Origin of the sequence: Flavobacterium mesophilum (genome assembly GCF_039581405.1) — a bacterium.
In the GTDB taxonomy this organism is placed as follows: Bacteria; Bacteroidota; Bacteroidia; order Flavobacteriales; family Flavobacteriaceae; genus Flavobacterium.
Map to the genome: position 1 here is coordinate 934,363 of NZ_JBCPXZ010000002.1, position 14,627 is coordinate 948,989.

The 14,627-nt window shown below is 31.4% G+C and carries 13 protein-coding genes; 3 read left to right on the plus strand and 10 right to left on the minus strand.

The features are described 5' to 3' along the window. Positions 1-48 precede the first annotated feature (48 nt). Positions 49-1,212: a glycosyltransferase family 2 protein gene (locus tag AAYQ19_RS08455; protein WP_343535801.1), complete on the minus strand. Its 1,164-nt coding sequence runs from the start codon at positions 1,210-1,212 to the stop codon at positions 49-51. 30 nt (positions 1,213-1,242) lie between these two features. After that, a complete protein-coding gene (locus AAYQ19_RS08460) occupies positions 1,243-2,424 on the minus strand; it encodes a BamA/TamA family outer membrane protein (protein WP_343535802.1) in 1,182 nt (393 codons plus the stop codon). Positions 2,425-2,571: 147 nt separating this feature from the next. On the opposite strand from AAYQ19_RS08460, the gene AAYQ19_RS08465 reads away from it, so the two are divergent. Next, positions 2,572-3,165 (plus strand): hypothetical protein, encoded by a 594-nt coding sequence (locus AAYQ19_RS08465; RefSeq protein WP_343535803.1) that lies wholly within the window; start codon positions 2,572-2,574, stop codon positions 3,163-3,165. Between the two features lie 3 nt (positions 3,166-3,168). Beyond that, positions 3,169-3,564 carry a hypothetical protein gene (locus AAYQ19_RS08470; RefSeq protein WP_343535804.1) on the plus strand — a complete coding sequence of 132 codons (396 nt, stop codon included), beginning with the start codon at positions 3,169-3,171 and terminating at the stop codon, positions 3,562-3,564. Between the two features lie 47 nt (positions 3,565-3,611). On the opposite strand, the gene AAYQ19_RS08475 is transcribed toward AAYQ19_RS08470, so the two are convergent. After that, complete coding sequence (locus AAYQ19_RS08475; RefSeq protein WP_343535805.1) at positions 3,612-4,796, minus strand: DUF5009 domain-containing protein; 1,185 nt, start codon at positions 4,794-4,796, stop codon at positions 3,612-3,614. A gap of 140 nt (positions 4,797-4,936) precedes the next feature. On the opposite strand from AAYQ19_RS08475, the gene AAYQ19_RS08480 reads away from it, so the two are divergent. Beyond that, the gene (locus AAYQ19_RS08480) at positions 4,937-5,680 is read left to right on the plus strand and encodes a tyrosine-protein phosphatase (RefSeq protein ID WP_343535806.1); all 744 of its coding nucleotides are present in this window, start codon (positions 4,937-4,939) and stop codon (positions 5,678-5,680) included. 68 nt (positions 5,681-5,748) lie between these two features. Here the strand turns inward: AAYQ19_RS08480 and AAYQ19_RS08485 are convergent, their stop codons facing one another. The 7 genes from AAYQ19_RS08485 to AAYQ19_RS08515 form a co-directional block, all read right to left on the minus strand. Then, complete coding sequence (locus AAYQ19_RS08485; protein ID WP_343535807.1) at positions 5,749-8,139, minus strand: GumC family protein; 2,391 nt, start codon at positions 8,137-8,139, stop codon at positions 5,749-5,751. Between the two features lie 14 nt (positions 8,140-8,153). Continuing rightward, positions 8,154-8,918, minus strand: coding sequence for a polysaccharide biosynthesis/export family protein (locus tag AAYQ19_RS08490; RefSeq protein WP_343535808.1), 765 nt, complete (start codon positions 8,916-8,918; stop codon positions 8,154-8,156). Positions 8,919-9,067: 149 nt separating this feature from the next. Next, positions 9,068-10,486 carry an undecaprenyl-phosphate glucose phosphotransferase gene (locus AAYQ19_RS08495; protein WP_343535809.1) on the minus strand — a complete coding sequence of 473 codons (1,419 nt, stop codon included), beginning with the start codon at positions 10,484-10,486 and terminating at the stop codon, positions 9,068-9,070. A 3-nt stretch (positions 10,487-10,489) separates the two neighbouring features. After that, complete coding sequence (locus AAYQ19_RS08500) at positions 10,490-11,602, minus strand: DUF1972 domain-containing protein (RefSeq protein WP_343535810.1); 1,113 nt, start codon at positions 11,600-11,602, stop codon at positions 10,490-10,492. 5 nt (positions 11,603-11,607) lie between these two features. After that, positions 11,608-12,384, minus strand: coding sequence for a 2OG-Fe(II) oxygenase (locus AAYQ19_RS08505; RefSeq protein WP_343535811.1), 777 nt, complete (start codon positions 12,382-12,384; stop codon positions 11,608-11,610). Between the two features lies 1 nt (position 12,385). Continuing rightward, the gene (locus tag AAYQ19_RS08510; protein ID WP_343535812.1) at positions 12,386-13,495 is read right to left on the minus strand and encodes a glycosyltransferase family 4 protein; all 1,110 of its coding nucleotides are present in this window, start codon (positions 13,493-13,495) and stop codon (positions 12,386-12,388) included. 28 nt (positions 13,496-13,523) lie between these two features. Next, positions 13,524-14,624, minus strand: coding sequence for a glycoside hydrolase family 99-like domain-containing protein (locus AAYQ19_RS08515; RefSeq protein WP_343535813.1), 1,101 nt, complete (start codon positions 14,622-14,624; stop codon positions 13,524-13,526). Positions 14,625-14,627 lie beyond the last annotated feature (3 nt).

Here is a 14,627-nt window from a genome sequence, read left to right on the forward strand (position 1 = left end):
GCGAAATTACTGAATATTTTAAATATAAATTACATTTAATATAATTTTTTACTCAATTTTTACAATTTGCCCCCTGTCATTTCGCGAATTGCTTCCAATAATAAAATTAGTTTTTTTGGGGAAAATCTTAAAAGTAACATTCTTATCTTTAAGAGTTTCTATGATTTTGATACATTTTTTGAACGAAACGTACTGATTATCTAAAATAATCTCAACTCTTTTACCCTTAAAAACGTGGGACGAATTTACCATTTTTTCTTTTTTGAAATCCAAAAACAGCACTTTATTTTTCAAAATTGACGGTAGTTTTTCAGACAAAATACTATTTGAAGAGTAAAAAATATACTTTTCCGGTAGCGGTTTTCGCTTTGGTTTTCCTTGAAACATTTTTATAAAAGAGAAAAACCAAATGCCTATCTGAATAAACGAACTAAAAAACAATGATTTCCTGAAATGCTTATTATAAAAGAAATTCATTGCTTCTTGAAAACGCTTCATGTATTTCTCATCTTTTATAGTGCTTTCACCTTTATAATGCAAAACCGTTGTTTCAGCGAAATAATAATTTGTCTTTTGTTTTTGCAACACACGATACGACAAATCAATATCGTCTGCATACATAAAGCAATCTTCATCGAAACCTTTCAAATCCTCGTAAAGCTCTTGTTTCATTAGCATGAATGCTCCAACAAGAATTTCGACTTTCCCGTTTTCATTTTCATTTATGTGCTGTGCATAATACTGATTAAAGATTTTCCATTTTGGAAAGAATTTATACAATCCTAAAACTTTCGTGAAAGCAACCCAAGGTGTTGGGATTCCACGTTTACTTTCGGGCAAAAAATTCCCTTTTCCGTCAATTAGCTTGCATCCTACAATTCCTAAGTCTTGTTTTTCTTCGGCGAAAGCCAAAATTTTTGCAAAAGTATCTTCTGCGACGACTGTATCGGGATTCAAAATACAAATGTATTTTCCTTTCGCTTCTTTAACGCCAATATTATTGCCTTTTGGAAATCCGAAATTTTCTTTGTTTTGAATAAGTTTTATAGAAGGAAAACGCTCTTGCATCATCAGACAAGAATCATCAGAAGAATTATTATCGACTACAATGATTTCGGCATCCATTGCAGAAACAGCTTCTTGAACACTCAAAACGCACTGTTCCAGAAAATAACGCACATTATAATTTAAGATGATAACCGAAAGCTGCATAAAAAAACAGGAAATTTATTTTTGGGGAAGTTAGAAATTTTCAGATAAACCTAATCGCAATGACCAATCGTTTTTACTAATTCCGTAATCCAATACTAAATTACTGTTGTTTTTTTTGTTAAATTTAATGCGCAGTCCCGTACCAACAGCGGGATTCCATTTTGAGAAATCATAAGTCTCAAACTTTGAAACCGACGAAATATTAGTAAAAAAAACAGCTCCCCAAAATCCATTTCTTGAAATATCCATTCTGTATTCTCCTTCAAAATATAAAAGCGCATTGCTTCGAAATCTATTTCGGGTAAAGCCCCTTCCTGTTTTTCCGTCACGATCCCAACCAATACTTGGAAGATCCAAATAATGAGGCTTTCCTCCAAAAGTCGACCAATAAAATGCTCGATAGGCCAAAACTTTATGTCTTTGTTTGCTAAACGAATGATATTTTCTCGCGTCTATATAAATTGAATTCCATTTTTTCCCTTCCACTCCGCTCGTATTTATTCTGTAATCAGCTTCTATATACATCCCTTGTTCAGGATTTACGTTATTTTCACGAGAATCATAAAGTCCTTGAATCGCAACTCCAAAAGAAGTATCGTTAGAAAAATCTCCATTCATATATTTATAGTAATCTGTCTCACCATCTATATAAGATTCCTCAGATATATTTTGATAATTGTCATACAGCAAACCCAATCCCGCCCTATAATTGCCAACTATCTTTCGTGTCACAAATTGGTAAAAACGCCATTGTTGGTAATCGAGAGTAGACATTTCATCTGCCGTATTATTTCCGCCCAAACCATAAGTATCTTGCGGATAAATCATAAAACGATAATCTCCTATAAAATTCCAATGATTATCTCTTGTATAAATATAGGATTGAATTGGAAAAACATATTGATTAGTGAAACTGAAATAAGGTGAAAATGTGACTTGAGACATGTTGGTCGTTTTTTCATCGCCCAAATAAAAAGAAGTCAAAAAGGAAACCACCAACCCTGCACTTTTATCAGCATTGACAGGAACGGGCAATAATGAAAAAGCAATCTTTTTATCCATCCCGGTTCTTACAGAATCGTTCTTGTGAAAAAGTTTGTATAGAACATCCAGAATATCTCTTTTATTATTCGTAATTGAATCAGTTTGCGAATAACAAAACGGCATTAAAAAAAAGAAAAACAAGACAATCAGACATTTCGTATTTTTCATCATATAAGGCTTTCAGAAACAACTTCTTACAAATTTAAAATTTTATTCTGAACAGAAGCTGATTTTAGAAAATAATAAACCCCAAGAAAAGCGCTAATTATCCTAAAAAATGATATTTTTGATTTGATCTCGAAATAATTCATTTCTATGAAAACTCAGAAGCAAGTTCCTATTTCTTTATTTCTTTTGCTAATTATATGTTGTTGTTTTCTTTTTGGTTTTTCTTCAAAAGAAAACAATCAGGAATCTGTTTTTAATTTGGTTGAAAAATCTACTTGGTACATTGCTGGGCCTGCAAATGAAAATCAAGAAACCATAAATAATCTTCGGCTAAAAAATGGCATCGTGAAAGTTACTGCAAATGATCATCCAAAAGGAGAAATTGAATTAAATGTGATGATTACGCCATCTGATTCTAATGATGGGAAACCCACAAATGTTTCAGAATCAAAGTTTGTAAGCATAACCTACAGATCTTCTCATTTGATAAAACTTCAAGCGCGAGAAGGAAATGAAAACGGGACGGGTTGCGTACATGGCGGTTCACACCCAAGAGTTGATTTGAATCCGTCTCCCAAGAAATTTATAAAAGTGAAAATTCCGTGGACAAACTTTAGACAAGACGGATTATCAAGCGGAAGACTTTTGAATATTCATAATCTTTGCAAGTTCAATTTTGTAAATTACAATCCCGTTGCAGGCGCATCTTTAGAAATAAAATCCGTTCTAATTCACAATTAAACTATGAAAACAAGACTTTTGCTTTTTGTTGCAGTACTTTTTTTTAATCTTGGCCATAGCCAACAAAAATCAATTCCGCCAAAAATTGACATCAATGGGGTTTGGGAAGATATTAATCCAGGCGTTCAGAATGCTGTCGCCATTATCTCAGAGCAAAACGGAAAGATTATTTTCACTCATTATTTAGAATGGAAAGGGCAAAAATTCGTAGAAAGTGGCACAGGAAAAAGGACAGGAAATGCAATTACCTATAACGTTAATGTGACGTTGCCAATTGAAGGTTGGGCTACTGCAGGAACGCACACTTTAATTTTGTCTGAAGACGGAAATAAACTCGAAGGGACTTTTAAAGACAATAAAAACCGAAGTGGTACAATTGCCTTCAAGAGAGTTCGCTGAGAATTTGTTTCAAGTTTCAAGTTGACAACCTGAAACCTGAAACCTTTTTATAAATGCAGTTGAATTTTATATTTGTTGCAAATTTTCATAACCAAAAGCATAATCGTCGAGAAAAGCAACGACCAAATAATTCCCGGAACTCCTTCTCTAAAATATTCTGGAATAATTTGAATATTAAAAGCTAAATTAAAATAATAAATAACGCCCGGCAAAATATAAATCAGTAACGGATTTGCTGCTGCGGGCATAAAAAACTCGCTCCATTTTGTTTGTTTTTTGACTTCCATAAGCCAAAAAAGAAAGTAGAACAAAATGGTACAAATTCCGGCACAAATCATTGTCCATGATGGAGTGCCTTGAATTTTAGAAATTCCGTAATACGGACGAAGTGCAAAACCGACAACAAAAAACAATGCTATAAATACTATTACGGCCCAATTGATTTTGGTTTCGATTTTTCGATCAAAAAACATCAATGAAATTACAACTCCAGCCGTCACTAACGAAGCATGAGTTAAATGTCCGAAAATAAAACCAAGCCATTCCGGCAAATGAACATTCTTAGTTAAGTTAATCGAATTTGCGATTACGCAGCAGATCAAAAAAGCAATCATTGCATACAACTTGCCCGAAACCAACCAATAATAAACAACAGAAATAAGATAAGCCCATCCAATCAAACCTAAAATTCCCCACCATTTTGGCGTCATTCCTCTTTCACCCGTATCTTGAATATACAGAAAATAAAGGGCTAACAAAACAAGCATTCCACCATACTGAAGCGTATTTTTCAACCAAGCCGGAAAATTCTTAGCATATTTATTCCAAATAGGAATAGGCATCGCATAAGCCAAAAGTCCCCAAAAAGCTGGAGTGACTATCATTTTTGAAGCATCATAACCATATTCGGCATTGACCATGAAAACGCCAATGATTATCAAAGCCAATGCTCTTTTCAAAGTATGTATCCAAATTGTTTTTGCGCTATCGCCTTTTATTAATCTAGCATTAAAAGCAAATGGGATCGACATTCCAACAATGAACAAAAAAGCAGGAAACACAACATCCACAAAAGTCATTGCATCGGCATCGGCGGGCATGTGCTTCGTCCATTGAGGCACATTTTTTACACTTGCCAACTCATTTACAAATATCATTACAAAAATTGTAATTCCTCGCAAAGCATCTATAGAAACAATTCTTTGATTATACAAATTCTCTTTAATTCTCATAGAACATTAAATTATTACTATAAACAAATATAAAATAATTGTTGAGATAGAAAAATCATATCACAATTCTAAATATACCTGTAATAAAAAGTTTACCTTTTATAATATAAAATACGAAGTACTTTCCTTACTTTTGCAGCATGTTATCATTTTTAAAATCAAAACCGTACCTAAAGGACCTTCTTGCTGGGAACTATGTCGATATTCATTCACATTTATTACCAGGAATTGATGATGGTGCCAAGACAATAGAAGACACGAGCAAACTTGCCAAGTCTTTTCAGGAAATGGGTGTTGAGCAATTTATTGCTACACCACATATTAGTCATTACATTTGGAATAATTCGCCTCAAGAAATTATTGCTAAACAAAAAGAAACTCAAATTTTGTTGGAAGCTGAAAATGTCAATATACCTTTTAAAGCAGCAGCAGAATATTTCATGGATGATTGGTTTGAGAATCATTTCCAAAATGAAAAACTTTTGACATTGAAGGACAACTATGTTTTAGTAGAAATGTCATATATGAATGCACCTGTTCAACTGTACAAAATTCTTTTCGACATTCAAGTAGCAGGCTATATTCCAGTATTAGCACATCCAGAGCGCTATTTGTTCTATCATAAAAATTTCAATGAATATGACAAATTAAAAAAAGCGGGATGCATGTTTCAACTTAATTTGTTGGCGACAGTTGGATACTACGGTGGTGAAATCACCAAAGTAGCAGACGAGCTTCTTAAAAAAGGAATGTATGATTTTGTTGGTACAGATGTACACCATAAAAACCATATAGCTTCTTTTAATCAAAAACTAAAAATTGACAATAATAATGTTAAGGCACTAAAAGACGTTATTGCAAACAATCAATTCTTCAAATTTTAATCTACATTCTTATAAATAAAAAAAACGGCTCAATTACTTGAGCCGTTTTTTATTTACAATATCTCTTTTTATTTCTTAGAGATTAATCTTTTGTACCATGGTTTCTTATCTACTTTAACGCCATAACCATAACCATAACCGTAACCTTTTGTAGAATCGGTATCATTAAGTACGATACACATATTAGGTAATTTCTTCTCTTTGTAGAATGTATTGGCAATATTCAGCATACGCTTTTCTAGAACATTAGCACGCATCACATATACAAATGTATCCGCATTTTTAGCGATTAATAATGTATCTGTAACCAAACTCACCGGAGCAGTATCTACAATAATATAATCGTATTCTTTTTTAAGTTCCTCAAAAAGCTGATCTACTTTATTGCTCATCAACAATTCAGCCGGATTTGGAGGAATCACCCCAGAAGGCAGAATAAAGAAATTCTTGTATCCTTCATGTTTAATGATGTAATCTTTGACGTCCTTATCCGTAGATGATAAATAATTAGTTAAACCTACGCCCGGAACATTGATGTACTCTCCAAACTTTGGATTTCTAATATCAGAACCAATCAACAAAACTCGTCGTCCTGACAAAGCAAAAGTTGCTGCCAAGTTCACAGATATGAATGTTTTACCTTCAGAAGGGAAAGTAGAAGTCACAAAAATAGTCTTTGCAATTCCATCTGGAACCTTTGTAAGCATGAACTCCAAGTTGGTTCTCACAATACGAATTGCCTCAGCAGAACTTGTTCTGCTTTCTGACTTAATTAATTCGGCAATATCATCTGAAGTTGGCACATCTCCAATAAATGGAATTTGAGTTTTCCCTTCAAGATCCAATTTACTTTTAATTTTTGTGTCTAAAAGATCATTTCCATAAATCGCACCAAATGGCACAAGCAGCCCTAACAACATTCCAGCCAAATAAATAATTTTTTTCTTTGGACTGATTGGATCTTTCTCTGCTTTTCCAGCATCAATTACTCTTGCATTTGGTTCCGTTGCAGACAGAGAAATTGCAGTTTCTTCACGTTTTTGAAGTAAATACAAATATAGTTCTTCTTTAACTTTTTGCTGTCTTGCAATTACCCTAAACTGACGCTCTTGAACTGGAATTTTACCAATTTTATTATTCAACACACTTTCCTGGCTTTTAATATCACGATTTTGAATTTGCAAATTAGCTTGTATACGCTTTAAACTAGAAGCAACATTTGATTTTAATGACGTGATTTGTTGATCCAATTTCACTACTGATGGATTTTCTTCAGTAGCTGATTTTAAAATCCTATTACGATCTAGAACTAACTGATTGTAAGATGAAATTAAACCACTTGCGTCAGTATTGTCAGAAATCATGTTAGATGGCAATAAATCAGAATTAGTACTTTTTTTCATGAAATCCAAAAGTGAAGAAACAACATTCAATTGAATTTCAGTTTCAACTCCTTTTTTATCATATTCTGTAGAGCCTTCAATAAAAAGTTTTGCTTCAGATTCTATATCTGTCAATTTATTAGATTTTTTAAAACTTTCCACATCAGCTTCTACACCATCAAGTTCCTGAGCAATCAATGCTAATCTACTAGCAATAAACCTTGAAGTATTCTCTGAAATGAAGTTTTTGTCTTCAGCGGCATTTTCATTATAAATCTGAATCATTTTATCCAAAAAATCTTCTGCTTTTTTAGCAACAGGATCAGAAATTGAAACGTTCACAACACTACTAGTTTTGCTAATAGGTTCTACCTTTAATTTTTTTCTAAAACTTTCAGTCAATTCATCCAATGGATTAATAACTATACGAATGGATTCAAATCTACCAGTATGGTTTTTAGCATAAAAAGCTGTTTTTACAATAACTAAAACACCTACTGTAGTAGGTATTTTTTCCCCAAATTTAAATTCATTTTTAGTAGACAGAATAAAATTTCCCTTTTCCTCTCCTTCTTCGTTTTCTAATGAAAATGTAGTTGAATTTAAAAGTTTACAATTTAAGACAGCCTCACTCTTATCGAATAGGATCGTTTTGTTTGTAAAGCGAGCATTAATTGGCGCATCTAAATATATGTCACGATCAACAACTTTTCCTTCAACATAAAGCGCAACATCTAAATTTAACCGCTTTATCGTATTTTCTACTAATGTTCGTGATTTTAAAATCTCAACTTCATTATCGACGTTGTTTTTCATACTTCCGCCTAATCCTAAATCAGCAAAGGCAGATAATTCTGAAAGCATTCCTCCTTTTTTCTCATCCTTAACTAAAATAGAGGTTGTTGCTTCGTAACTTGGTGTAGTATAACGCAAATAAACAAAAGCTAAAACTAAACCAACAGTAACACTTATTAAAAACCAACGCCAGTGAATTAAATATTTATCTAGTTGTTCTCTTAAATTAACATCTTCGATTTCATCATCAATTACGTCATTATAAAAATCTTGCTTTTGCATTTTTTAGTTCAATTTTATTTAAAGATTAGGACAGAAAGCGATACTAAAATAGAAACCGCCGATATAATTACTGAAGTATTTGGACCAACTGCTGATGCATTTACCTTTGTCTGATTAGGCTCTACATATACAACATCATTTTGAGCCAAATAGTAAAACGGTGAATTAATAAAATCTGATTTTGTTATATCAACTCTGTTATATGATTTTACTCCATTAGTTTCTCTAATAACTAATATATTATCTCTTCGTCCATAAATGGTTAAGTCTTTTGCCATACTTAACGCTTCAATCAAAGTTACTCTCTCAGATGCAATCGGATAAGTTCCCGGCAAATTAACTTCACCTTGCAATGAAATTTTAAAATTCATAATGCGAAGATTGATAATCGGATTTTTAATGTAAGTACTAATTTTATCTTGAAGTAATTTTAGCACTTCCGTACGGGTCAATCCACCCACATGTAATTTTCCAATTACTGGAAATTCTATATTACCTGTTTGATCAACTAAATACAACTGAACTGTTTCTTGACCACGAACTAGATCAAGTTTATTATTTGTAGAAATACTGACCGTTTTTAAATTAAACGGCAAAGCGACTTCTGGATCATCTGCTGAAACGATAATCATTAACAAATCATCAGGCTGAATTTTAATTTCAAAAGAATTTGTGTTTTGCTGAGACAATTTATCAATATCTTGATAATAAACTATGTCTTTTTTAGATCCACAGGAAAAACATAAAAATAAAAGAAATAAAAAGCTAATAGCTTTCATAAAAAAAGAAGAATTCAATTTCATTAGGTCTACAATTTACGGGGGCAAAGATAAGGATTAAAATATTTTATTACACAAGCTTAACGGTTCTAAAGCAATTATATTGGTCAGAATTTAATTTTAAAAAAATTATATAATCTGGACAAACATTAAAAGGCGTTTTCTTCTCCTTTAAATACATTGACAACTGTTTTTACTATTATTTTAATATCCAACAGCAAACTCCAGTTTTCAATATACCAGATATCATACTCTACTCTATTTTCCATATCAACGAGCTCTTTAGTTTCACCACGGAAACCATTAACTTGAGCCCATCCGGTTATACCTGGTTTGGCATATTGGCGAACTAAATAATTGTCAATTAACTCACTATATTGTTTAGTATGATTTACCATATGAGGCCGTGGACCAACCACAGACATGTCCCCAAAAAAGACATTAAAAAACTGAGGCAATTCATCAATGCTTGTTTTTCTCATAAAAGAACCAAATTTAGTGACACGACTATCACCTTTTACCGCCTGCTTGCTATCAGCTGTGCCATTTAAGCGCATACTTCTAAATTTTAGACATGTAAAAGATCTATTGTCTCTACCGGATCGTTCTTGCTTGAAAAATACCGGGCCAGGAGATTCCATTTTAATAATAATCATTATAATCGGAAACAACCACGGAAATATAAATACCAAAACAAATAGTGAAAAACAGATATCAAATACCTTTTTCAAAAAACGATTTACTGCTGCCTCCAACGGTTCTCGGCGAAACATTAAGACTGGAGTGTTTTCATAAAAAGTCATTTCGACCTTATTTGATTTTGTGTACAATTGAAAATCTGGTATGAATTTTATTCGCACCATGTGATGCTCACAAATTTTTATTAATTTATTTATAACTGCGATGTTATCAATATGTAATGCCACATACATTTCATCGACTTCCTCGTTTATAATAAACTCCTCTATTTGATCAAATCCTCCTAAAATTGGATGCGAAATAAATGCGAATGGATCGACCCTTTCGTCAAAAAAGCCGAGAAATCTATAACCATAGGTAAGATCTTTGGCTAAAATTCTTCGCATTCTTTCACCTGTATCATTGGCACCAATTATGATAAAACTCCTAAAATTATACCCTTTTGCTCTGATGTATTTGAGAAGCTTCATTGATAAGAATCGTGAAATCATGAGCAATCCAAAGAAAATCAAATAGAAATAAACCAAACGAAGTCTCGAAATATCACTGTATTTTAGGACCACAACAAAAAAAGTTGTTATTGCTATATGGATGATTACTTTTTTAATCGTTCGTCTTAATATAGATTCGATAGGCTCGACCCTAACAATTCTAAAAGAATCTTTATACAACAAAAGCGAAATCCAAACTAAATTACCTAATAAAGAAATCGTTTGTACTTCTTTTAAGAATAGCTTATCAATAGTTCCAAATCTTAATAATGCCGATAAAACAATTGCAGTATTTAGCAATACCACATCCCAAACTAAAAAAATAGCTTTAAAATAACGAGAAAAACGATATTCTGAAAGTTCTTGTAGAATTTTCATAAATTAGATATTACTTTTTTTAACTTTTAAAATATCTTTAAAATGATTAGCGTATTGATCAACGATCAGTTCCCAATCAAACTGGTCGGTAATTTTTCTTTTATTTTCGCTTAACATTAACTGAAATTGATTTTCTTCATATTTCACATTTAATAAATGATCAGCCACATCTTTTGAATCTTTAAAATAGATAGCTTGTTCTCCCAAGATATAACGGTTGAAATCATTATCATTTGCACAAATCAAACTATTAGATGCCATAGCTTCTAATAATGATGGATTAGTGCCTCCAACGGTATGACCATGGAAATAGATATTTGAATAATAGCGTAAATTATTTAAAACATTAATATCATATATACCTCCAATAAATCTAATTTGCGAAAAAGAAGAGAATTTTTGTTTCAAATATTTCCCATATGGTGTTTCATGATTACCAATTACTAAAAATGGACGATCAGTTTTCGCTTTTGCTACACCATCTAAAATAACTTCAATACTATTTTCAGGTTCTAAACGAGCAATCAGCATATCGTAGTTATAAGATTTCAAAGCATAATCATTCAAAACATCTGCATTATTATTCTCAAAAAGAGTTGCACCGTATGCAATGTAAGTAGACTCGACATTATACGTTTTCTTAAGATAGTTTTGAATACCAATTGAATCGGAAATAAGATGGTCACTATATTTAACGCCTAATGATTCTGCATATCGAAGAAACCTTTTTACCTTTTCAGAATATTTAGTCCTCTTCCATTCCAAACCATCCATGTTGGTTGTTATCACTGCTCTCTTAGGCATTAACCATCCCCAAATAGAGCTACTGGTATATCCTAATTGCAAAACTATATCGCAATTACGTTTTCTAACATCTAGAATACAATTAAAATCATATATAAACTGGCCTGCAGTTCCTAATTTATTTTCGGGATCATAGCAATGTACGATTTGAACGCCTTTCCAATACTTCTCTTGATAAGGATGATTATGTGAATTATAAACAACAACCTCAAAGCCTCTTTTAATCAAACCAAGCGCTAAATACTCTGCACATTGTTCAAAACCACCATAGTGATTAGGAATTCCCCTTGTACCTATTATTGATATTTTCAAAATGTTTACTGATTTTTTGCGGTTCCAATTCCAAAAAATTTATTTTTTAATTGAACAGCTGTGTTATAATGTTTGGCTGCAAATTTTTTAAATGGAGAAGAGTCTTTATTTGGAAACCAATCCGTAGTTCGTGGAGTTTCCAGAATTGTATTATGATTGGTATATGCATAAGTAGCGATTGAAGTTCTATTTTTTCCTTCTGGAAAACTTGTCATATCATAGCCATGTAATGAATAAGGGCGGCATTGCTGAATTATCATTCTATTTAAAGGAATATCTAATTCTCTTTTTACCCCTGATCTTAAATCTTCAATTTTAAGTTCCCCTTTATATTCTTTTTTCCAATCCTTATTCAAATAAAATAAAAGATTCATGTTGCGATACCAATTTTTGTTAATTGGATGATAATTAAAATCCAAATGCATATCTAGGAAACTATTCTTTTTCCCTTGGTGCAAACCTCCTCCATGATTTTTTGGATCGACAAAAACATCTTCACAAGCAATATAGCTTAAAAACTGATTAAATCGGTCAGATTTTAAATCTTCATAGAATTCATTAAAAACTGAACCAAGCTCTTTATAATTTGATTTTTCAAATTTATTGTTCGCGAACATATAATCACGACTTTTATTTTCTAATTCAGGTATAAGACTTAACATTTGATGGGTCTTTTCTAAATCACAGAAATCATCAATAATCAAATGCGGGAATGGAATTGCTGTAAGATATTGTTCTCTTAGCAATTGTTTATTTTCTTCTAATTTTTCAAAATTTATCATACTATATATTATTTAAAATTTTATTTATTTTGTTTGCTGAATCTTCCCATCTATATGTTGCTACAATTTTTTCAAAAATATTGTTAAGATGATCTTCATTTGGTTTGTTCTTTAATTTTTCAAGAAGTTTGATTTCAAATTCTTGTTTATTTTCTGGATCAAATAAGTCATCTTTAAAAAAAACAAAATCACTCATTGCCGTTTTATTAGAGCATAGAACAGGTGTTTTTAAAACGGCTGCTTCAAGAGGAGGAATTCCAAATCCTTCAGCAAGTGATGGATATACAAATAATTCCGCACCATTTAAAAATTCTCTCAAATCTTTCTGCTCAATAGATTCAAAATAAAAATATTTTTCTAAATTAAGATTCTTTTCTACCATTTCATTGAGAAAATCATTTTTTAAAGATTCTTTTCCTATAAAGACGAGAGAAATTCCCTGTTCAAAAAGTTTTAAATCTAAATATGATTTAAGCAAAAGATCATGTTTTTTTCGAGGCTCTATTCTACTTACATACAAAATATATTTGCTTATTCCATATTTTTCTGCAATATATTTTTTACTCTCCTGTTTGCTTCCTAAATAAAATAATTCCAGATTAACTGCATTTTGGCTAACCATTATTTTATTTTTAGTAAATGGGAAATAATGTTCAATTCTTTCTTTCGAATAATTTGATACTGTGAAAATGTAATTAGACAATCTTGCTGAATTCCTATAAAAAAAATTTCTTTGTAAGATATAAAATTTACTAAATTCAGTTTTAAAATCAAGAAATAAAACATCGTGAATTGTAGTCATGAATTTACAAACCTTGAAAAACGGTACTACATATTGAAAGTGTGCTAAATCAATTCTATTAAACAATAATATAATTGGCAATTCAACTCCTAAACGAAGAATGCTGCTTTTAAATTTATATTTAACAAACTTAACATTATCTGGTGTACCAAAAATATTCTTTAAATTATTAACATTATTTGCTCCAAAATAAAATACAACATCGGGGCGTTCTTTTATTAAAACATTATAAATTTCTTTTATATAAGTAACTGTCCCTTGAAATTCCCCATCGAAGACATGCGCGTCAACAAATATTCTCTTTTTCATTATAATTTAAAATCGTAAATATTTTTTTTTAATTTTTTAAAGCTTTTTTAAGTCCTATTAAAGGATTAAAACTGCTTTTTGTGGGCGTCAAATATGCACCTTCTCCATATTCATTCCAAGCGTAAATAAATCCAATTTTCTCTTTTACAGTATTATTAGAATTTGTTTCCAACCATTTTTTACAAGCGAGTACTGAATTATACACACTATTTTCAGAGAAACCCGCAAAATAAGGACTATCTGAATAACTTTTATTAGTAGAAGCCCAAGGTCTGGGATCCCAATTTAAAGTTGCCACCGGTATATATGGCAATTTACTCATATTTGCAAAACGATTCCATATATTTAATTCTCCCTTTTGTAAATTTTCCACTGGAAGAACCTTTTTATTGTCACTAAATCCACTACTATGATAATTGTATCCTGTTAAAATATCAAATCCACAACTTTCGGCTAATTGAATTTCATCTTTACTTGATCCAATACAGATTGCAATAGAAACGCCTTCCAGGCCAGATTTAGAAGCTGTAGATCGTAAATAATCCAGTACTTCTTTTACTTTATTAGCGGTTTTAAATTTTTCTAACAAGGAGTTTATACTAAAAAAAGTAATCAGTGGTTTTCCATTCACTTTTACATAGCTCTTATTCTTAAATTGTTTTATCCATTCAGCACACACAAAATTCCAATCATCAGGACCAATACTAGCTCCGCCATAATTTACAACCAATAACATATATTGTAGCTTATCAATATCATCTGATTTTAGATAAAAATTCAAAGCATTATTCAATGGTTCTTTTTTTTGTTTCTCAGCTTCTGTATAATACCAGCAAAAACTAAAAAAAGAAAGTCCTGCTTGTGAAGCTTCCTTAATTTGCTTATTAACGATATCTTGTGAACTTGTTATCCAACCCCATATTGGTTCTCTTTCTGAAAAAGAATTTGTTAATTCCTGAGTGATGTGATAAGGATAAGTTCCTGTCCAGCCATCAAAATAGTAAGCTCCTATCTTAATATTATCGGGATTTTTCTTGCTATCATTAATTGTATTTTGCGAAAAAACACATCCAATCGAAAAAAAAAACACACATAATGTCGTAAAACGTATTCTTGCCAATTTCAACATATT